Consider the following 19,848-nt stretch of genomic DNA (forward strand, 5'->3'; position numbering starts at 1 on the left):
CGCTGTACCGTCAGCGCCTGATCTATCAGCGGGCTGGCATTGATCTGTCCAGATCCACTTTATCTGACTGGATAGGTCGCTGCGGTGTAGAACTGGAACCTCTGGCCAATGCCTTAAAAGAGGTGGTGCTGCAACAGCGGGTGCTGCATGCAGATGAAACACCGGTCACCATCATGCGGATGGGTGAGAATAATAAAAAACCGAAGAAAGGTTATGTCTGGGCCTATGCCACCACACAGTATAATCCAGTTCAGGCGGTGATCTATGACTTTCAGGATAGTCGTTCAGGCCAGCATGCTGAAGAGTTCTTGAAAGGCTGGCAGGGCTATCTAGTCTGTGATGATTACAGTGGTTATAAAGCACGTTTTAAATCAGGCCAGGTGATTGAGGTGGGGTGCATGGCCCATGCACGTCGTAAATTCCATGAACTGCATGTAACTGGGAAAAGTCAGGTTGCTGAACAGGCCTTAGTGCTGATTCAGAAACTGTATGCGATAGAAGCAGAACTCAGGAAAAAGACCGATGGTACAGCGGAAGACCGCCGCGAATACCGACAACAGCATAGTCAACCAGTGATGCAACAACTATATGAATGGCTCAACCAACATCATCTGACAGTGCCATCGAGTTCTCCCACCGCCAAGGCTATCAATTACACTCTGAAGCGTTGGCCAGCCTTAAGCCGCTATCTGGATGATGGCAATCTACCGATATGCAACAATTGGGTAGAGAATCAGATGCGTCCCTGGGCGTTGGGACGCAAGAACTGGCTGTTTGCAGGTTCGCTGCGCAGTGGTCAGCGAGCGGCAAACATCATGACTTTAATCCAGTCAGCAAAGCTGAATGGCTTGGATCCGTATGCCTATTTAAGTGATGTGCTGAAAAGGTTACCGACACACAAAGTGACCCAAATTGAAGAATTGCTGCCGCACTGCTGGAAACCTAAATCGAATTAAAAAATAGGTATGGGATTCAGCGGACGCTTACTCAGACACTTATAATTGGTTAATAAAAAAATGGTTGTATGAAAGTAATGTAACAAAAGTATTGATGCATTTTACGGCAGAAGATAAACCTATGCTTTCACTTCTTATAGAACATCAGTTTTTTCCGGTAGTGATGAAACATAATAAATATGATTATTTTAGAATAATGTCTCAACAAGCGTCATTAAGCGCCGTGCGATGGGTACTTGCGTGGTTGAGTGTACGATATTTAGCGATTGGAGATCATATCAGAATCTAAGTATATATGACTTACGCACGCTTTGTTACACAAAGGTTTGAAAGACAGCGCTACCTTAATTGAGCTAATTTCAAGTGACAACTTGGATATAAGTGCAGCCAAATTCTGTGAATTCGTTCGAGATAGCTACGTGTGCATGAATATCATTTACCTGACTAGGAAAATTTCTTGCTGCTCATTTATAGCTTAATAATAGCGACTTAAGTATTTTTTATGGATCAACAGAACCAAAAAACATCGCATTATCTATTGTGTTTTGTCTGCTGCTGGAAGCTATGTAACATGATTCCTTAGGGGAAATAGCCTAAGCTTAATAAGTGATTAAAAGACCTGAAAATCCGCGAATTTGATTTTTTTCTTCGCTTTCAATTTGATCCATATGATGTGGGTATAGGATTTTAGACCACGCCTATAAGTGATAATCTACTCCCCAATAAGCATGGGAAATGCTTGTTTTTGGAGTCAACCATGACACGAAGAAAACGTCGTAATCATTCAGCAGAGTTTAAAGTTAAAGTTGCTCTCGCAGCAATTAAAGGCGACCACACACTCGCTGAACTTTCTACTCAATTCGATTTACATCAAAACCAAATCATCGATTGGAAAAATCAACTGCTTGAGCAATCAGTCAATATTTTTTCACGACCAACAGCACAACAAGAACCAGAGATTGACCTCAAAGCTTTACATGCCAAGATAGGACATCAGGCATTGCAAATTGATTTTTTAGAAGGTGCGCTCAGAAAAATAGGGCAGCTGAGCGGCAAAAAATGATCGATAAGACCCATCAACTTTCGGTACGACAACAATCGCAATTGATTCAAATCAATCGCAGTACGTTGTATTACAAGCCCAAAGAGATTTCATCAACTGATTTGAGTTGGATGCGTCTGATCGATGAAATTCATCTCGACTATGTGGAGTCGATTAGTCCAATTTCTCGGCCAAAGCCAAAGGCCTTTTCGGCATTAACCAAGAGTCTGCTTAAGCACAATTTTGTGGTGGGTAATCATAACTTTTGCCTCATTTGTGATGGATTGATCTATCTTGATTCTACTGAATCGGATCATAGGATTGCCAAAGCCGTAGGTGGGCAAGGCGTTCTAGAGAATGGTCTGCTGGTTCATCCCATCTGTAATAGGATGAAATCAGATCTGAGCCTGGAAGAGATTAGAGCGGATTTGTTTGGTGAATTACTGTATTGAGCAGCAGAGGGGGTAAATTAATTTTCTAAAATTTATCAATGATTTAACTTTTGATATATTCAGCCAATGTGGTTGTTTTTAATTCACTTTAGAATCACAACCAGAAACTAGCTGTAGTTTCTGAATGACCGTCAAGGTCCTTAGTTTTGCCTATAGATTCCCCCTATGGGCATTTTTTTTGATCAAAAACATGTATAGGTGACTTTAAAATAAACCTTTTAGCAATTCATACGCAATAAGGCTGATACCATTAGCACAATAAAAATGAGTTCCACTCTAGTTAACATCTTAGTTCCATTTACTTTTCACTTAATTTATATAGCAGTTAACTCGTAGCATCAATGAAATAACATAACATGGAAAATAATCAAAAAGACAGAATTTGGATTTTGATCAGATCTGCTGTTTACATGCTTCTACAGTAGCTTTGAATGTTTCACTTAACCTTTAAACTTTTTCTAAAATTAAATATATTTACATATATGTTCTAAAATTTGATAGAATTTATTAAAACTTTAGATTCTAAGTGTAAATAATGAGAAGCGCTAATATTCGACGTGATGGCTACTTAAAATTTCTGAATACATGGCAAGACCGTGATGTCATTAAAGTACTTTCAGGTGTGCGTCGCTCTGGAAAATCCACCTTATTGGCGATGTTTCAACAAGACCTAAAAGCACAGGGTGTACAAGCCGAAAACATCATTGCCATCAACTTCGAATTTATGGAATTTGAAGAACTCACCGATTACCGTAAACTACATGATTATGTATTGTCCAAAGTTGATAAAAGTAAAAAAAACTATGTTTTTTTAGATGAAATACAACATGTTACAAATTTTGAGAAAGTAGTCGACTCTTTATATGTTCGGGATTATATCGATTTATATATTACAGGCTCAAATGCATTCTTTCTAAGTGGAGAACTTGCGACTTTACTTACAGGACGCTATATCGAGCAACACGTTCTACCTCTGTCATTCCAAGAATTTAAACAGTGGCATATTGAAAATAATCCGATCATCCAACAATTATCCAATCGTGATTTGTATGCCATGTATACGCGCAGTAGTTTCCCTTATACGCTTGCCATGACTAGCCAGCAGGAAACTTATGATTACTTGCAAGCGGTCTATGCCAGTGTAATGTTTAAAGATGTTATTCCTCGTTTGAATACTGCCGATATTAACTCTCTCGAGCGTGTCGCAAGATATTTGGCAAGCGTGACAGGCTCACCTATTTCCATCAATAAAATTAAAAATACCTTTGTTTCAAGTGGGGTTAAGATTTCATTTGAAACAGTAAAACGCTATATTCAGGGCTTACAGGACAGTTTGTTATTTTATAGTGCCGCACAGTTTAAAGTACGCGGGCGTGAGTTATTACAATCCTCTGAAAAATACTATTTAGTTGATGTCGGATTGCGCCGGATTATGTTGCCTGATGCTAATGCTGATCAAGGTCATATCTTAGAAAATGTGATTTATCTTGAGCTTGTCAGACGAGGTTATACGGTCTATGTAGGGCGGGTTGATGAATATGAAATTGATTTTGTTGCTGTCGATACTTTACAGAATTTAACTTATTATCAGGTGGCATTAGAAACGCTCAATGAGGAGACACTCAGCCGAGAGTTACGTCCATTACAGAAAATTTCTGATTCGTATCCCAAGTATTTGCTTACCTTAGACACGATAGGGACTGAAGCGAATTATAATGGTATTGTAAAAATGAGTGCTCTCGATTGGTTGCTATCTGAAAATAAGTAAAGTTGAGGGTAGACATGGATACTCTTATTTATTAATTAAAACTCAAAGACTTTTCAGCATCATTCAAGAATGTATTCAAGCATAATTTCTGCTCCAATTGTGATGGATCGATTTACCTCGATTCGATTGAGTCAGACTATCATGATTGAGCCAGAGTCGCTTACTGAAAGTAGCGAGAATTGCGCTGGAGTTTCTGAAGGATATTAATTCCTTAGTTTGCCCATTCATCCATCTGGGCATTTTTTTTGATTAAAATACAATGCTGTTCTTGCTAAAAAATGACGGCACCCACCATAAAACACAATATTCCAAAAATAATCCAAGGCCAGATCTTTGTCTTCGGTTGTTCTAAATTCTGAGGATTATATTCCGTGTGTTCTAGCGATGTCGGTTGTGGAACACGGGTTTTTTTAGAGTAAGGCTGGTGTTTAGAGTAAGATAGTCCCGTACCAGGAATACCGACACTGGTTCGCGTACCTTTTTTCCCAATATTTAGAGAAGCACCAGGTTTGCCAATGCTGGCACTGCTGATGCCTTTATGGGTCAGATTAATTTTAAAACCCGGGAATAATTTAATACTTTTACGAAATCTAAAACCCATATTGCTCTCATTCTAAAACTTAGCTCAATTCACGCGCTATACCAGGATCCATGATCTGCTAGAGATCGTACTTTGACGGCTATCATCAGGATACTAGTATATTTTTTATCTGGTGATTGCAATACTACCTTTAAATACCGTCAAAAATGTTTACTGTATATTTGCTGTAGGGTAATCTTAAAGCTGCTATTTATTGACTGATTGGTATATGACGACAGATAAGCATGAAGTCCTGCTACGAATGCGAGCGATCGAGCTGCTTGCTTACTGGGAAGGTCGTTTGGTTACCAATCGTTTAATGAGCTGGTTTGGGCTCAGTCGACAGCAGGCTTCTGCGGATATCAAGCGTTACAATACGCTGTATACCCACATGGTCAGTTTAACAAAGAAGATGTACGGCAATGCCTGGAATATGCACTGCAGGTGCGCCGTCGGGTCAAAGAACAGCTGAAGAAAAATTGGAGGGATGGAATTCTATGATGTGCATTTTAGCTATATCGACAATGACACCCTAGAAGAGCATTTTGTTTCGGTAAAAGAGCAGGGTGGAGGTGGACTTATTCCCGAAGGTCCTGCTAAACCAGGCTTCCTGTATACCATTGGTCTTAGTAATAAGGGCATGCCAGGCTTATACCGCTTAGAACTGCAAGTCACTAAAGGTTCAGGAAAGTTGGCGACATCTGGCTTATGGAATTCAAGTAGTGCCAAAGAACAGGTCAAGATTGCTTTTGACTACTTCAAGGCCAATGCATCCCGGATCTCGGGGGGCAGTAAGGTGCTGGAACATGACTTCCACTTACATGTGGTGGAGTTACAGAATACCGGGCCGCTCAGCCATCTTGCTCTGCCAAGTTTAGTGGCTTTCGCTTCTGGCCTCTTAGGACGATCGGTTCAAAGTCAGATGGTGGTACTGGGTGATATGAGCTTGGGTGGTTCTGTGACACCGGTGGAAAGTATTGCCGAATGTCTTCAAGTTGCTTTTGATGCGGGTGCCAAGAAGGTTGCTTTGCCAATGAGTAGTGCGGCAGATATCCCAACGATTCCTGTGGAACTGTTTACCAAGTTCCAGACCAGCTTTTATGCAGATCCGGTAGATGCTGTGTTTAAGGGGCTAGGGGTGGATTAATTTCATATCTGTCTGGAAGAGTTACAGTAGATTGTTTTAAATTCAGTTTCTCAAGTTAAACACCATGTTGTAAAAGCATAATACTGCCTCTTTTAAAGAGCTAGTATTTTAGGGGGGGATTACCCTTCATTTTTTCTTGATCAGATATCTGTTGTATTTTGACAGGATTTTGTTGATCTAAATATTTTTGATACCAAACACGCAATGTTTCAGGAGTACAACCGATTTTAGGAGCAATAGCTGTGATTGCTGCCCAAGTAGAAGGATAATCTTTTTCAGATTCAATTAGTAATTGAACCGCTCTTTCTCTGATTTCAGGGGTCAATTTTACTTTGCCATTTGTAAGGTAAAAGGGGTCAATTTTAGAATGCCGTTGACAATGTATCGCCTTTTGAGTTTGAAGCAATGTACTATGATAAGATTAACCCGTTAGGTCAGGTGGCCTAACTTAAATAAAAAGTCTCCGACAAACCCGGTACGGTTCATCATTAGTTTGAAATAATCACAGTCTGGTTAAGCCCTCATAATTTTTATGAGGGCTTTTTAATTAAAGCTATTCGCTCGTTAATAATGAAATCTCAGCTGGAGTGTAGTCCACGCTCATATAGAATATGTGTAATAGTTGTTCTAATGTTTTGACAGTTAGATTATGAAAAGGCCCATCAAAAGATGGTTATGTGTGTCTAGAATTTTGGTGGCTATTCAAAAATATGTAGCTAATAAAAAACAGCCATCATACCGAAGTTTTCATATGGGATTACTTTGTATGATTTCGTCGTACCTTGAAGTTCTTGTGTCTATCTATTGTTATTCTTACCTGAAATTGATGTGAGCTTATAGAGACAAGGTAAATTTGCAAAAGTGCCGGCTATTCAGTGTTCATTGAATGTTTAATTTAATTTATTAAGCTTGACCTTGGAGTGGCTCTAAGCCTTATACTTGGTACAAATTTTTCGATTGTTATGATGATGCGTTCTACTACATGGATTACAGTCTTGGTTGGATTGTTCATGTTCCAAAGCTTTTGGAATGTGGCGGCGGCCTTTTGTGTCCATGAACAACAGCCTCAATCACAGCAGAGTTATCATTTTGGTCATCACCAAAATACCTTGTGTGCCAGCGATAGTCGTCAACACGATCATAATGGACAGTCAGAAAACATAAAAACATTCAGTAGCGATTTAGAAATCGGTGAAGATCATCAAGATCATCTACCATCGATGATGCATTTGATTGTACAAAATGAAAAAGTAGATGTGTTTCATCCAAGCTCTGAAGTTAAAGTGAATCCACAATTTCATTGGAAAAACAGCTATCAGGCTCCTGACCTGTTTCAACAAAGCCCACCTCCCGAATTTTCCCCGCTCATGGTGGGGTAGCCTAAAACATTCCCACCACTTTTATTATTTAAATAAGTGGGAAAAATCATGTCTTCACAATCAATTATACTCTTGCGTCATAGCTTGGTTGCTTGTATATGTGCAGCGGCTATGCAATATAGCTATGCTGAAAACGTTACCAGCTTTGAATCCGCTTTAGCAAAAGTACAAAGTTACCAGACTCAAGACAAGCTGTGGCAACAAGTTCAGCAAATATCTGAATTGAATATTCAGCAAAGTCGGTTATGGCAGAATCCAAGTATAAGTTTAGAACAGTCTGGCTTTGGCTCAGGTCAAGAACAGGAATTCAATGTTGGCGTTAGTCAACCTCTAGATATATTTGGTCAGCGTAAGCTGAACCGGGTGATTGCCAATACCTCGAATCAACAAATCCAATTGCAACAGCAATTATGGAAGGCACAAAGCCAACTGATTGTTAAATTTGCCTGGTCGCAATTTGCACTTGCTGAGGTTGAGCAGTCTGCTTATTCAGTACAGTTAAAAACAAGTAAAGCCAATCTGGATAGTGCCCAGAAACGCTATCAGGCAGGCAGTATTGCCCTGGTTGATTTTGAGCGTACCCAAATTGAAGCGCTAGAAATCCAACGACTTTATCAGCAAGCGATGCTGAATCAACAAGCTGCCGGTCGTCAGCTGTCTAATTTGTGGGGGGGAGAAACATCTTCACATCTTCAACTGAATAAAACCGCTATCCCTTGGCCAGAGCAAAGTCTCCAAACTGTGCAACGGTATATTGCTGAAGGGTGGCTAGAAAAATTCTATGCCTTGAACATTCAGCAATCGGATCATCAAATTGAAAATTTAAGAATTCAGGCACGTCCCAATCCGACTTTAAATGTAGGCATGAAACGTAGCAAAACCCCTAATGAAAGCAACGATACGACTTTGGCAATCGGCGTGGCTATTCCACTGAATATTTTCAACCGCCAGCAATATGCGATCCCGATGGTCCAGCAACAGCAAATATTGCTGAACCAACAGCAGCAGCGTGAGCTGAAGCAACAAATACTCAATATTGCCAACAGCATGCATCAGCTCAAAGGTTTACGTAGCCAGTTCGATGCCACAACAGCACAAGTTACTTTGGCGACCAAAGTTCAGAGCCGTACTTTACAAGGGTTTCAGGCAGGGAAACTGTCCATTACCGACGTTCAGCAAGCAACCACCCAACTGCAGAATCTTCGATTGGGTCAATTACAAATTCTACGTCAAGCTTGGCAAACTGCCCTCGCAGCTGAGGCACTCAGTATTGGCACAAGTTATGAAGAAATTAGCCGTTCGGATGCCTATACACAACTGAATAAAAAGGCAGTCGAAGCATCGCAAAATTTAATCAATGGGGGAGCACGATAAAATGAACGCCAAGCAAAACGGAAAAATATCCCAGTCTCTCATGATTGCAATTTTGATTCTGATTACGGTCTTGGTCAGTCTGGTTATTTGGTTAAGTTCAAAAAAAACTGAATCTGAGGGGCATGGTCATGATGAGGGAAATGCCGAACATTCTGATGAAGATAGTTCTGAAGAAGGACATGCTGAAGAAGGCGAAATACAACTGACCAGCCAACAAATGGTTGAACAAGGTTTAAAAGTTGCTGTTGCATCCACAGGATTGGTTGAAAAGCTGACAACCCTGCCAGGTAAATTGGTGGTGAATACCGATCAACAAGCGCATATATCGCCTAATTTTAGTGGTCATGTCGAGCAGGTCAATGTGGCTTTAGGACAGAGCGTGCAAAAAGGACAAACGCTGGCTGTACTAATCGTGCCTGAACTGATCGACCAACAGGCAAATCTGCGTATGGCACAGGTGAATCTGGATTTGGCCCGTAAAGATTACCAGCGCGAACAGCAACTCTGGTCACAGGGGATTTCTGCCAAACAGGATTACCAGCGTGCCGAAAATGCCTACCGTCAAGCGCAGATTACTGTCCAGTCCTCACAAGCACGTTTAAATGCATTAGGTGCAAGTGGCAATAACAATGGGCGTTTTCTGATTAAAGCACCGATCTCTGGGGTGATCAGTCAAAAAGATATTGTGGTCGGTGAAAATGTGCAACTGGCTAATCAGCTCTTTGTCATTGAACAGCTGAAAGATTTATGGCTTGAGTTTAATTTGCCGAATCAATTCTCAGGTCAACTGCAAGCCGGGCAAAAAATTGACTTTAAAGTGAATGATTCAGATCAAATCTATAAAGCTACTGTACAAAGCTTAACCTCTCAGGCAGATGTACAAACAGGGCGTCTGGTGGTGCGCGCAAAACTCGATGCGCAAGCTACTGAGTTGCGTTCTAATGTGTTAGTGAGAGTGTTGATTCCGGAAGCTACAGCAAAATCAGCCCTTCGGATTCAAAAGTCTGCGCTGCAAAGTATTGAAGGTGAAGACAGTATTTTCATCGTAGATTCAGAACAAAAAGGTCAAGTCCACTTAAAAGCACAGAAAGTGCAATTGGGGCAGGCTTCAAGTGATGGACAATGGCTTGAAGTGATTTCTGGGCTGACTGAAGGGCAGAAGTATATCGCTCAAGGCAGTTTCTTGTTGAAATCTGAATTAGAAAAAGACGAGGCAGGCCATGAACATTAATTCTGATCTGCCAAAACCAGAAGGTTTATTCGAACGAATCATTCAGTTTTCCATACAAAATGCGATTTGGGTGTTGCTCTTTGTCTGTACCTGGATTGCGGTCGGGGTGTATAGCTATCAGAAACTCCCGATTGATGCTGTACCCGATATTACCAATACCCAAGTCCAGATTAATACTCAAGCCAAGGGTTTTACTGCGCTTGAAGTCGAACAGCGGATTACCTATCCCATTGAAAATGCCATGGCTGGCATTCCGGATCTGGAGCTTACCCGTTCCATATCCCGTTATGGACTCTCTCAAGTCACCATTGTCTTTAAAGATGGGACTGATATTTATTGGGCCCGTCAGCAGATTAACCAACGGATACAGGAGGCGCAATCTGAGTTGCCTGCACAAATCGCACCGACGATGTCCCCCGTTTCTACGGGTCTCGGTGAGATTTATCAATGGGTACTGAAGGCAGATCCGAATGCGAAAAAGCCGGATGGAACTGCATACACGCCGATGGATTTGCGTGAGATTCAGGACTGGATTGTGCGTCCTCAACTGCAACGTGTTAAGGGAGTTGCAGAGGTCAACAGTATTGGTGGTTTTGAAAAAACCTATGTGGTCTCTCCCGATTTAAACCGGATGCAGCAACTGAATATCTCATTAGAACAACTGCAACAGGCTTTAGCGCAAAATAATGAGAACCGAGGTGCAGGTTATATTGAAGACAATGGTCAGCAACTGACGGTACGTGTACCGGGTACATTCAATGGGCTTTCTGATATTGAGAACACCATGCTGGGTAGCCCAAATGGCAGCCCAATTCGGGTTGGTGATATTGCGCAAGTCTCTATTGGGCATGATTTAAGAACCGGTGGGGCAACCTATAACGGCAAAGAAACCGTTTTAGGGATTGCCATGATGGCGATGGGTGGAAATAGCCGGACTGTTTCTAAAGCTGTGGATGCCAAGCTTCAAGATATTCAGAATAGTTTGCCTAAAGGGGTAGTGATTGAACCGGTGTACGACCGTACTACCTTGGTTGAGAAGGCGATTAAAACCGTTCAGAAAAACTTGGTAGAGGGAGCAATCCTGGTCATCATCATTCTGTTCCTGTTTTTAGGGAATATCCGTGCTGCCTTGATTACTGCCTGTGTCATTCCACTCTCTATGCTGTTTACCTTAACCGGGATGGCACAGAAAAATATCAGTGCCAATCTGATGAGTTTAGGTGCACTCGATTTCGGCATCATTGTCGATGGTGCTGTGGTGATTGTCGAAAACTGTATCCGGCGTTTAGCCCATACACAGCAACTGTTAAAACGACCTCTCACACAAAGTGAACGCTTTAAGGAAGTTTTTCTGGCTGCCCGCCAAGCACGTCGTCCTCTTATTTTTGGTCAGCTTATTATTTTGGTGGTGTATTTGCCGATTTTTGCTTTAAGTGGTGTAGAAGCAAAACTATTTCATCCGATGGCTTTAACCGTTGTTCTCGCACTGGTGGCAGCTATTATTTTATCGATCACCTTTGTGCCCGCTGCAGTTGCTTTATGGGTTAAAGGGGAGATCAAAGAAACGGAAAGCCGTTGGATGATCTGGCTCAAAACCCGATATCAACAGATATTGGATGGAGCCTATCATTACAAAGCGGTGGTTTTAACTTTTGCCATTTGTCTCCTGGTCATTACGGGTCTGCTCAGCACGAAGATTGGCAGTGAGTTTGCACCCCAGCTGAGTGAAGGTGATTTTGCGGTACAGCAATTACGTTCTCCAAGCACAGGCTTGGAAGAGTCTTTACGTATTCAGGAAAATACCGAAAAGCTTTTACTGAAAAACTTTCCCGAAATTAAAGCTATATTTGCCCGTACCGGGACTGCTGAAGTGGCGACAGATGTGATGCCACCGAATATTTCCGATGGTTATATCATGCTGAAACCACGTGAGGAATGGCCAGATTCAAAAGAAAGCCTAGATGCACTTCGAACCCGAATGGAAGCTTATCTTGCGACAATTCCCGGCAATAACAGTGAGTTTTCTCAGCCTATTGAGCTACGTTTTAATGAACTGATTTCAGGTATACGCAGTGATGTGGGGGTGAAGGTTTTTGGTGATGACATGCAGGTTTTGAATACTGAGGCTGCAAAAATCGCGAAAATCATTCAGCAAGTCGCAGGTAGCAGTGCGGTGAAAGTTGAACAAACTTCGGGTCTGCCTTTACTCAATGTAGAGATTGATAAAGCTTTAGCTGCCCAGTATGGCTTGAGTGTGAAATCTATTCAGGATGTGGTGGCTGCAAGTATTGGTGGACAAAGCGTGGGAGAGATTTTAGAAGGCGATCGTCGTTTTGATTTTGTTATCCGTCTTGGAGAGCAAGACCGTAGTGTCGCATCTGTTTCCCAGTTACCTATTCAGCTTCCAAATGGTGGCAGTATTTTATTGTCGGATGTCGCGCAAGTCTCGACCATTGAAGGAATCAACCAAGTCAGTCGAGAAAATGGTAAACGCCGAGTTGTGGTTACAACGAATGTTGAAGGGCGTGATTTAGGGTCTTTTGTTTCTGATGTACAGACACAGCTCAAAGCATACACTTTGCCAAGTGGTTATTGGATAGAATATGGCGGTCAGTTTGAAAATTTGGCTTCAGCCAAAGCACGGATGCAAATCGTGATTCCACTGGCTTTAATCACTATCTTTATTTTACTGATGGCGGTCTTTCACAATGTCAAAGAAAGTCTATTGGTCTTTACCGGGGTACCCTTTGCCTTGACCGGTGGTGTGCTGTTCCTTTGGCTAAGGGATATTCCATTATCGATGTCAGCTGGAATTGGCTTTATTGCCTTATCTGGTGTTGCAGTCCTCAATGGACTGGTAATGCTGACCTTTATTAAGGAATTAAGGGACAAATATCCAGTGCATAAAGCCGTGTGGCAAGGGGCTATTTTGCGCTTAAGACCAGTGTTGATGACAGCTTGTGTGGCTTCACTGGGTTTTGTACCAATGGCGCTGGCAACCGGAACAGGGGCTGAGGTTCAACGGCCACTGGCAACCGTAGTGATTGGCGGGATTATCTCTTCAACATTACTAACTTTGGTGCTGTTACCCGTGCTTTATCGTTGGATAAATGAAAAGAAAGTTTCTTAATCCAATAGATTAGTCGATTTACAGCAGAGATATTGGCTGTTATCCAATATCTCTGCTCATCATAAATAGAATAAGGAAAATATTTTATGTCAGAACATCATGATCATAGCCATGCGGTTGTTACTGAAGAAAATAGTAAGAAGTTAATGGTTGCCTTAGGTTTAACGACTACTTTTTTAATAGTAGAAGTTGTCGCTGCTTTTATTACCCAAAGTTTGGCTTTGTTATCTGATGCAGCTCATATGTTTACTGATGTAGCCGCTTTAGCTATTGCTCTTGCCGCTATCAAAATTGGTAAAAAAGCCGCAGATGATAAAAGAACTTTTGGCTATCAGCGATTTGAAATTTTAGCGGCTCTGTTTAATGCGGTGATGCTTTTTGTGGTAGCAATATATATTGTATATGAAGCTTATCAACGTTTTACGAATCCTGCTGAAATTCAAAGTGTTGGAATGATGATTGTCGCGGTCATTGGTTTGGTCATAAATTTGATTTCAATGAAAATCCTTTCTGCTAGTGCTGAAGGAAGTCTAAATATAAAAGGTGCATATTTAGAAGTTCTTAGTGATGCTCTAGGATCGATAGGCGTGATTATCGGAGGAATAGTTATTTATTTTACCCAGTGGATGTGGGTTGATACCGTAATCGCTGTGTTAATTGGCTTCTGGGTCTTACCTCGAACTTGGATTTTATTAAAACAAAGTATTCATATTCTGCTTGAAGGAGTTCCTGATGAGATTGATATTGAGTCGTTAAGAAATGATTTATTGAAGCTAGAGGGCGTTGAAGGGATTCATCAGTTGAAAGTCTGGGCTATATCCTCAAGAAATATTCATTTAACTGCTCATTTGGTTGCTCCGAATAGCAATACAGATCAACTCTATCAAAAGGCCTTAGAAGTTCTAAAACATAATCATAATATTACTGAAATTACGTTACAAATAGAAAATACGAAATGTAATACATTGAACCAACATAAACACTAATTTGGACTTTAGTCTTCATATAGATGTTTTGTGTAACTTTAAAGTATGCTTCAATCTGACGGCTGCGAACCGCCAGGAACAGGCGCAATGTCAGATTCTGTCGCGGCCTTGGCGCGTGCCTGGAAGCGTTCATAGCAATCCAGCCCGCAGAAATGTTCGACGTATTCCGCGCCTTCCGGGGTGAAGGCGGCATCGAGCGGAATTTCTTTGCAGCATACGCAGCAGGTGGTGCAACTGGCAGTGTTCGGGGCGTTTGCGTTCATGGTGGTACTCCTCCAGATTGGTAGCGAAGCTCAAAGCTGCCCACTCTCGGCTGGCTGGGAAGCGGTCATGATCTTCCCTTGAAGGCCCGCAGCAGCCGCGTCACAGACAGGACAAACAAGCCGGTCAGCGTGAGGGCTGCAATACCCCAGTGCTCCCCGATGAACGCGCCGGCCGTCGTGCCGGCTAGCACAATGGCGAGAATCGGCAAATGGCAGGGACAGGTGAGCACGGCCAGCGCGCCCCACAAGTAGCCGGTGATCGGTTTGTGCGTCTCAGACGGCAAGTGCTCTGGGCTGTTCATGGCAGACTCTCCGCGTGCTGTGCCGGTTCGGTTGGCATGGCGGCCAGTTGCATTTCGAGGCTGGCCAGGGCCTCGCGCCGACGCTCGACGAGTTGCCGCAACACGGCAAGCTGCGCAGACGCACCGTCACCGTCCGCAGCATCCAGCGCCCGGCACAGCCGCGCCAGTGCGTCCAGGCCGATACCCGCTTCGAAGGCAGCCCGTACAAAGCGCAGCCGTTGCAACGCGGTGTCATCGAACAAGCCGTAGCCGCCCGTGGTGCACGCGACCGGCCGTAGCAATCCGCGCAGCAGGTAGTCGCGCACGATATGCACGCTCACCCCGGCATCAAGGGCCAGCCGGGACACTGTGTAGGCGCTCATTGAACACCTCCTTTTCCTCATCCGGCGCAGCACGAAAGCTGCTTCACGTCCTTGCTGAAGGTCTGCGCCGCGAGCTTCAGCCCTTCGACCATGGTCAGGTAGGGGAACAATTGGTCGGCCAGTTCCTGCACGGTCATACGGTTGCGAATGGCGAGCACCGCCGTCTGGATCAGTTCACCCGCTTCCGGGGCCACCGCTTGCACGCCGATGAGCCGTCCGCTACCTTCCTCGATGACCAGCTTGATGAAGCCGCGTGTGTCGAAGTTGGCAAGCGCACGCGGCACGTTGTCCAAGGTCAAGGTGCGACTGTCGGTCTCGATCCCGTCGTGATGTGCTTCCGCCTCGCTGTAGCCCACGGTGGCGACCTGCGGGTCGGTGAATACCACGGCCGGCATTGCGGTCAGGTCCAGGGCCGCATCGCCGCCAGTCATGTTGATCGCAGCACGGGTGCCGGCCGCTGCCGCCACATAGACGAACTGAGGCTGGTCGGTGCAGTCGCCAGCCGCATAAATGTGTGGCGTACTGGTGCGCATGCCCTTGTCGATGACGATGGCCCCCTGCGCATTGGCAGCGACTCCCGCCGCTTCCAATGCCAGGCTGCGCGTGTTCGGTGCCCTGCCAGTGGCGACCAGCAGCTGGTCGGCGCGTATTTCACCGTACCCGGTGGTCAGCACGAATTCGCCGTCCACATGCGCGACCTGGCTGGCTTGCGTGTGTTCCAATACCTTGATCCCTTCGGCACGGAACGCGGCTGTAACGGCCTCGCCGATGGCCGGGTCGTCGCGGAAGAACAGCGTGTTGCGAGCTAGGATCGTGACCTGGCTGCCCAGCCGGGCGAAGGCTTGCGCCAGTTCCAGCGCGACCACCGACGAGCCGATCACAGCTAGGCGTTCGGGAAGGGTGTCGTTGACCAGGGCCTCGGTCGAAGTCCAGTAGGGTGACTCTTTCAGGCCCGGAATCGGCGGCACGGCCGGGCTGGCACCCGTGGCGACTAAGCAGCGGTCGAAAGCTACCACGCGCTCGCCACCATCGTTTAAACGGACGACCAGGCTCTGCTCATCCTTGAAACGCGCCTCACCATGTACAACGGTGATGGCCGGGTTGCCGTCCAGAATGCCTTCGTACTTGGCATGGCGCAGTTCTTCGACGCGCGCCTGCTGCTGGGCCAGTAGTTTGCTGCGGTCAATCGCAGGCACAGTCGCCGCGATACCGCCGTCGAACGGACTTTCCCGACGTAAATGGGCGATGTGGGCGGCGCGAATCATGATCTTGGACGGCACGCAGCCGACGTTGACGCAGGTGCCGCCGATGGTGCCGCGCTCGATCAGCGAGACGTGCGCGCCTTGCTCGACGGCCTTCAGTGCTGCCGCCATTGCCGCGCCACCGCTACCAATGACGACGACCTGCAACGGGCGTTCGTTGCCACTGGGCTTATCAGCGGCCCCTATCCAGCCGCGCATCTTGTCGAGCAGGCCGGCGCGGTTGTCCGTCGGTGGCGCATCGGCAAGCGTTGCCTCGTAGCCCAGTCCGGCCACGGCGGTAGTCAGCGCATCCGATGACGTGCCCGCCTCAATGGCGAGTTGCGCTGTGCCCTTCGGATAGGACACCAGCGCCGATTGCACGCCGGGCACTTTCTCCAAGGCTTCCTTGACGTGAGCCGCGCACGAGTCGCAGGTCATCCCGGTGATTTTCAGGGTGGTCATGTATTTTTCCTTTTCTGTGGTGGCTACGGCTGTTGCCGTCAGCCACGTTGTTCTGGCAATTCACAGCTGTCCGGCCCGCAGCGGCGATGTGCTGGCGAGATGAAATCCCAGACCGACACCCCAACCATCAAGGCCAGGCCGACATAGAGCAGTCCACCGCTCTGCCAGCCGTAAGCCCGCATTAAAAACACCGCTGCCAGCACCAAGATCGGGCCTATCGTGCCGAGCGCCGTGCGTCGCCACTGTCGATGATTGAGCCAAGCGATAGCATTGGCGAGTAACGTGATGCCGGCGAACATCGGCAGCAGGATGCCAATGAATAGCCCCTCGTACTGGCTCAAGAAGCCCAGTCCGATGGCCGCGCCAAAGCTGGCGATGGCAGGAAAACAGGCGGCGCAGCCCATCGCGGAAACGACGCTGCCGAGCGCGCCGGTTTTGCCAGCGATGCGCGTGATGAGTCCCATGTGTCGCTCCCGAGTTCGGTTAACGGATCAGCGTTTGAGGCTGGACGGATAGCCCGCGTCCTCGGTCGCCTTGGTCAACTTCTGGACGTTGGTCTTGGCATCGTCGAAGGTGACGACGGCCTGGCGCTTGTCGAAACTTACGTCGGTCTTGCTCACGCCCTCAACCTTGGAAAGCGCGTGCTTGACAGTGATCGGGCAAGAGGCGCAGGTCATGCCAGGCACGGACAGCGTGACGGTCTGAGTGGCGGCGAACACGGGGGCAACGAAAGCGGCGAGAGCGAGGGAGGCAAACAGCTTTTTCATGATGAACTCCTGATTAGTAGAAAAATGGCATGACGTAGGGAAAACCAAGCGCGACCAAGACCAACACGGCGACGAACCAGAAAATGAGCTTGTAGGTGGTGCGCACTTGCGGAATCGCGCACACCTCGCCCGGCTTGCAGGCTGCGGTCGGTCGGACGATGCGCCGCCAGGCAAAGAACAGTGCAACCAGCGCCGCGCCGATGAAGATCGGCCGATACGGCTCCAATACCGTCAGGTTGCCGATCCATGCCCCGCTGAACCCCAAGGCGATCAAAACCAGCGGCCCCAGGCAGCAGGCCGACGCAAGAATGGCGGCCAGCCCACCGGCGAAGAGCGCGCCGCGCCCGTTTTGTGGTTCAGACATACGCTTGTCCTTTCAAATTTGGTTTGGATAGCTTAAGCTTACTTCCGTAGTTATGTACGGAGTCAAGCGATATGCAAATTAATTTTGAGAATCTGACCATTGGCGTTTTTGCCAAGGCGGCCGGGGTCAATGTGGAGACCATCCGGTTCTACCAGCGCAAGGGCCTGCTGCCGGAGCCAGACAAGCCCTATGGCAGCATTCGCCGCTATGGCGAGGCGGATGTAACACGAGTGCGGTTCGTGAAATCGGCCCAGCGGCTGGGCTTTAGCCTGGACGAAATCGCCGAGCTACTGCGGCTGGAGGATGGCACCCATTGCGAGGAAGCCAGCGGCCTGGCCGAGCACAAGCTCAAGGATGTGCGCGAGAAGATGGCCGACTTGGCACGCATGGAGGCCGTGCTGTCTGAACTGGTGTGCGCCTGCCATGCGCGGAAAGGGAACGTTTCCTGCCCGCTGATTGCGTCACTGCAAGACGGAACGAAGCTCGCTGCATCGGCGCGGGGGAGTCACGGGGTGACTACGCCTTAGCGTGCTTTATTTTCCGAATTCTGAGACGACCCCTAGATGCCTGGTCAAGACTGCATACTTGCAGTTTTGACGGCACTGTTGCAAATAGGGATCTGAGTCAATGATTTTCCCTTCAAAAAAGCTTAGAGACCGAAAACTCTATTTACTAGCCAAACTTCTCCTAGAATATTACCGTTATAAAATAATGAAGCTTGTCCTTTGCGTAGAGCACGCATAACCTCAATTCCTTTAATTGTGGCATAAGCCGTTTTCATAGACTTGAATCCCAACGTAGCCTTGATGATCCGTTTGAGCTTGCCATGATCACATTCAATCACGTTATTCTTGTATTTAATCTGTCGATGGTCCAGGTCTTCAGGACACTTTCCTTCCTGTTTTAGTCGCGACAAAGCACGGCCATAGGTATGAGCCTTATCAGTGTTTATGACTCGTGGAATCTGCCATTTTTTGACATGATTCAAAATCTTACCAAGAAAACAATAAGCTGAATGGGTATTTCGTCTAGCAGAAAGATAGAAATCAAGAGTATGGCCACGTTGGTCAACTGCACGGTATAGATATGCCCATTTGCCATTCACTTTTACGTAAGTTTCATCCAGATGCCATAAATGTCGATCTGTAGGATTACGCCAATACCAACGTAAACGTTTTTCCATTTCTGGAGCATAACGCTGAACCCAGCGATAAATTGTGGTGTGATCAACATTCACTCCACGTTCAGCGAGCATTTCCTGAAGTTCACGATAGCTGATGCCATATTTACAATACCAACGAACAGCCCAAAGAATGATTTCACCTTGAAAGTGCCGACCGTGGAAGGGATTCATCTGCTGTATCTCGAAATAAATAAGATATTTAGCTTATCATGTCAGCCTATTTGCAACAGTGCCCATTTTAAATGGTTTATCGCATAGACATTTTAATTGGTGAATAACAGTCTTTTTAAATAGTGTTATTTATCATATACTTGACACAATAAAACCAAAACCAAAAAGATCAGAAAACACACGCTTTCACAACTCGTGTTTTTTTAAGCAGATTTGTAATCTTTCGCCAATAAAATCGTCTAAAAAATGCTCAATTTTGGCATTTTCCCAATGTTCTCAGCTCTTCTAGGGCGAAAACTATCCCCAATTGCTGTGGATGAAATTTAGGCTATTTTGTACGCTTTGGCTCACATCAATCTCGGCCCTTTGCGGCTATCTGGAACAGTAGAATTTTCATATGATTAAGTGGTCAGGAACAGGAAGTTCCATATAATTAAAAATAAGCACCAGGATGGCGCTATATAAGACACGCAAGAGCACAGAGACCTAATGTTCCAATAAAAAACCCTGGCAGGATGCCGGGGTTTTTTATTGCCTATCATTTCTCATTTGCAAAACAAGCATAATGCCTCTAAAATATAGACTATAATCTATATTTTGGTTGTGGTATGTGGACAGTCATTACGACAGATCTATTTAATCAGTGGCTTGAACAGCAAGATGAATCTACTCAAGAGAAGGTCCTAGC

The 19,848-nt window shown here is 45.6% G+C and carries 16 protein-coding genes and 7 pseudogenes; 13 read left to right on the forward strand and 10 right to left on the reverse strand.

From position 1 onward, the window contains the following. From C3420_RS14030 to C3420_RS14045, 5 genes and pseudogenes are all read left to right on the forward strand, one after another. Positions 1-956 (forward strand): annotated as a pseudogene (locus C3420_RS14030) (IS66-like element ISAba25 family transposase); the annotation flags it as partial. A 31-nt stretch (positions 957-987) separates the two neighbouring features. Then, a pseudogene (locus tag C3420_RS17665) lies at positions 988-1,245 on the forward strand (hypothetical protein); the annotation flags it as partial. A gap of 468 nt (positions 1,246-1,713) precedes the next feature. Beyond that, positions 1,714-2,162, forward strand: a pseudogene (locus tag C3420_RS14040) (IS3 family transposase); the annotation flags it as partial. After that, positions 2,160-2,450 (forward strand): annotated as a pseudogene (locus tag C3420_RS17420) (HNH endonuclease signature motif containing protein); the annotation flags it as partial. The pseudogenes C3420_RS14040 and C3420_RS17420, both read left to right, overlap by 3 nt. Positions 2,451-2,985: 535 nt before the next feature. Then, entirely contained in the window at positions 2,986-4,218 is a 1,233-nt protein-coding gene (locus tag C3420_RS14045) for an ATP-binding protein (protein ID WP_001255534.1), read from the forward strand. Positions 4,219-4,489: 271 nt separating this feature from the next. On the opposite strand, the gene C3420_RS14050 is transcribed toward C3420_RS14045, so the two are convergent. Continuing rightward, positions 4,490-4,819, reverse strand: a complete 330-nt coding sequence (locus C3420_RS14050; protein ID WP_000506885.1) for a DUF4236 domain-containing protein — start codon at positions 4,817-4,819, stop codon at positions 4,490-4,492. Positions 4,820-5,027: 208 nt separating this feature from the next. Here C3420_RS14050 and C3420_RS14055 point away from each other — a divergent pair. Further along, positions 5,028-5,183 (forward strand): annotated as a pseudogene (locus tag C3420_RS14055) (WYL domain-containing protein); the annotation flags it as partial. Next, a pseudogene (locus C3420_RS14060) lies at positions 5,168-5,945 on the forward strand (S16 family serine protease); the annotation flags it as partial. The pseudogenes C3420_RS14055 and C3420_RS14060, both read left to right, overlap by 16 nt. Before the next feature lie 124 nt (positions 5,946-6,069). On the opposite strand, the pseudogene C3420_RS14065 reads toward C3420_RS14060, so the two are convergent. Next, positions 6,070-6,306: pseudogene (locus C3420_RS14065) on the reverse strand (hypothetical protein); the annotation flags it as partial. A gap of 607 nt (positions 6,307-6,913) precedes the next feature. Between C3420_RS14065 and C3420_RS14070 the strand changes: the two are divergent. From C3420_RS14070 to C3420_RS14090, 5 genes are all read left to right on the forward strand, one after another. Beyond that, positions 6,914-7,324 (forward strand): cation efflux protein, CzcI-like, encoded by a 411-nt coding sequence (locus tag C3420_RS14070; RefSeq protein ID WP_197707698.1) that lies wholly within the window; start codon positions 6,914-6,916, stop codon positions 7,322-7,324. 48 nt (positions 7,325-7,372) lie between these two features. Beyond that, complete coding sequence (locus C3420_RS14075; RefSeq protein WP_103800812.1) at positions 7,373-8,698, forward strand: TolC family protein; 1,326 nt, start codon at positions 7,373-7,375, stop codon at positions 8,696-8,698. A 1-nt stretch (position 8,699) separates the two neighbouring features. Continuing rightward, a complete protein-coding gene (locus tag C3420_RS14080) occupies positions 8,700-9,929 on the forward strand; it encodes an efflux RND transporter periplasmic adaptor subunit (protein WP_016658777.1) in 1,230 nt (409 codons plus the stop codon). Beyond that, a complete protein-coding gene (locus C3420_RS14085) occupies positions 9,919-13,059 on the forward strand; it encodes an efflux RND transporter permease subunit (RefSeq protein WP_005028604.1) in 3,141 nt (1,046 codons plus the stop codon). Before C3420_RS14080 ends, C3420_RS14085 begins: the two co-directional genes overlap by 11 nt. A gap of 86 nt (positions 13,060-13,145) precedes the next feature. Beyond that, positions 13,146-14,045, forward strand: coding sequence for a cation diffusion facilitator family transporter (locus tag C3420_RS14090; RefSeq protein WP_005028603.1), 900 nt, complete (start codon positions 13,146-13,148; stop codon positions 14,043-14,045). A gap of 50 nt (positions 14,046-14,095) precedes the next feature. On the opposite strand, the gene C3420_RS14095 is transcribed toward C3420_RS14090, so the two are convergent. From C3420_RS14095 to merT, 7 genes are all read right to left on the reverse strand, one after another. Continuing rightward, a complete protein-coding gene (locus C3420_RS14095) occupies positions 14,096-14,308 on the reverse strand; it encodes a DUF3330 domain-containing protein (RefSeq protein ID WP_000993245.1) in 213 nt (70 codons plus the stop codon). A gap of 65 nt (positions 14,309-14,373) precedes the next feature. Further along, a complete protein-coding gene (merE, locus tag C3420_RS14105; protein ID WP_001087807.1) occupies positions 14,374-14,610 on the reverse strand; it encodes a broad-spectrum mercury transporter MerE in 237 nt (78 codons plus the stop codon). Then, a complete protein-coding gene (gene merD / locus C3420_RS14110) occupies positions 14,607-14,972 on the reverse strand; it encodes a mercury resistance co-regulator MerD (RefSeq protein WP_001277463.1) in 366 nt (121 codons plus the stop codon). The genes merE and merD overlap by 4 nt, the downstream gene beginning before the upstream one ends. 17 nt (positions 14,973-14,989) lie before the next feature. Beyond that, positions 14,990-16,675, reverse strand: a complete 1,686-nt coding sequence (merA, locus tag C3420_RS14115; RefSeq protein WP_103800813.1) for a mercury(II) reductase — start codon at positions 16,673-16,675, stop codon at positions 14,990-14,992. 38 nt (positions 16,676-16,713) lie between these two features. After that, positions 16,714-17,139, reverse strand: a complete 426-nt coding sequence (gene merC / locus C3420_RS14120) for an organomercurial transporter MerC (RefSeq protein WP_000522997.1) — start codon at positions 17,137-17,139, stop codon at positions 16,714-16,716. A gap of 27 nt (positions 17,140-17,166) precedes the next feature. Then, positions 17,167-17,442: a mercury resistance system periplasmic binding protein MerP gene (gene merP / locus C3420_RS14125; protein ID WP_004178136.1), complete on the reverse strand. Its 276-nt coding sequence runs from the start codon at positions 17,440-17,442 to the stop codon at positions 17,167-17,169. 13 nt (positions 17,443-17,455) lie between these two features. Next, complete coding sequence (gene merT / locus C3420_RS14130) at positions 17,456-17,806, reverse strand: mercuric ion transporter MerT (protein ID WP_001294659.1); 351 nt, start codon at positions 17,804-17,806, stop codon at positions 17,456-17,458. Positions 17,807-17,877: 71 nt separating this feature from the next. Between merT and merR the strand changes: the two genes are divergently transcribed. After that, a complete protein-coding gene (gene merR, locus C3420_RS14135) occupies positions 17,878-18,333 on the forward strand; it encodes an Hg(II)-responsive transcriptional regulator (protein ID WP_001166628.1) in 456 nt (151 codons plus the stop codon). 122 nt (positions 18,334-18,455) lie between these two features. Here merR and C3420_RS14140 read toward each other — a convergent pair whose 3' ends face one another. Beyond that, positions 18,456-19,160 carry an IS6-like element IS1007 family transposase gene (locus C3420_RS14140; RefSeq protein WP_001067793.1) on the reverse strand — a complete coding sequence of 235 codons (705 nt, stop codon included), beginning with the start codon at positions 19,158-19,160 and terminating at the stop codon, positions 18,456-18,458. Between the last annotated feature and the right edge of the window lie 688 nt (positions 19,161-19,848).

Origin of the sequence: Acinetobacter sp. ACNIH3, from assembly GCF_002918965.1 — a bacterium.
GTDB lineage: Bacteria > Pseudomonadota > Gammaproteobacteria > Pseudomonadales > Moraxellaceae > Acinetobacter > Acinetobacter schindleri.

Excerpts from the sequence above, each read along its gene's own strand:
- C3420_RS14045 (WP_001255534.1), top strand. The coding sequence starts at position 2,986 with ATGAGAAGCGCTAATATTCGACGTGATGGCTACTTAAAATTTCTGAAT.
- C3420_RS14050 (WP_000506885.1), bottom strand. The coding sequence starts at position 4,819 with ATGGGTTTTAGATTTCGTAAAAGTATTAAATTATTCCCGGGTTTTAAA.
- C3420_RS14070 (WP_197707698.1), top strand. The coding sequence starts at position 6,914 with ATGCGTTCTACTACATGGATTACAGTCTTGGTTGGATTGTTCATGTTC.
- C3420_RS14075 (WP_103800812.1), top strand. The coding sequence starts at position 7,373 with ATGTCTTCACAATCAATTATACTCTTGCGTCATAGCTTGGTTGCTTGT.
- C3420_RS14080 (WP_016658777.1), top strand. The coding sequence starts at position 8,700 with ATGAACGCCAAGCAAAACGGAAAAATATCCCAGTCTCTCATGATTGCA.
- C3420_RS14085 (WP_005028604.1), top strand. The coding sequence starts at position 9,919 with ATGAACATTAATTCTGATCTGCCAAAACCAGAAGGTTTATTCGAACGA.
- C3420_RS14090 (WP_005028603.1), top strand. The coding sequence starts at position 13,146 with ATGTCAGAACATCATGATCATAGCCATGCGGTTGTTACTGAAGAAAAT.
- C3420_RS14095 (WP_000993245.1), bottom strand. The coding sequence starts at position 14,308 with ATGAACGCAAACGCCCCGAACACTGCCAGTTGCACCACCTGCTGCGTA.
- merE (WP_001087807.1), bottom strand. The coding sequence starts at position 14,610 with ATGAACAGCCCAGAGCACTTGCCGTCTGAGACGCACAAACCGATCACC.
- merD (WP_001277463.1), bottom strand. The coding sequence starts at position 14,972 with ATGAGCGCCTACACAGTGTCCCGGCTGGCCCTTGATGCCGGGGTGAGC.
- merA (WP_103800813.1), bottom strand. The coding sequence starts at position 16,675 with ATGACCACCCTGAAAATCACCGGGATGACCTGCGACTCGTGCGCGGCT.
- merC (WP_000522997.1), bottom strand. The coding sequence starts at position 17,139 with ATGGGACTCATCACGCGCATCGCTGGCAAAACCGGCGCGCTCGGCAGC.
- merP (WP_004178136.1), bottom strand. The coding sequence starts at position 17,442 with ATGAAAAAGCTGTTTGCCTCCCTCGCTCTCGCCGCTTTCGTTGCCCCC.
- merT (WP_001294659.1), bottom strand. The coding sequence starts at position 17,806 with ATGTCTGAACCACAAAACGGGCGCGGCGCGCTCTTCGCCGGTGGGCTG.
- merR (WP_001166628.1), top strand. The coding sequence starts at position 17,878 with ATGCAAATTAATTTTGAGAATCTGACCATTGGCGTTTTTGCCAAGGCG.
- C3420_RS14140 (WP_001067793.1), bottom strand. The coding sequence starts at position 19,160 with ATGAATCCCTTCCACGGTCGGCACTTTCAAGGTGAAATCATTCTTTGG.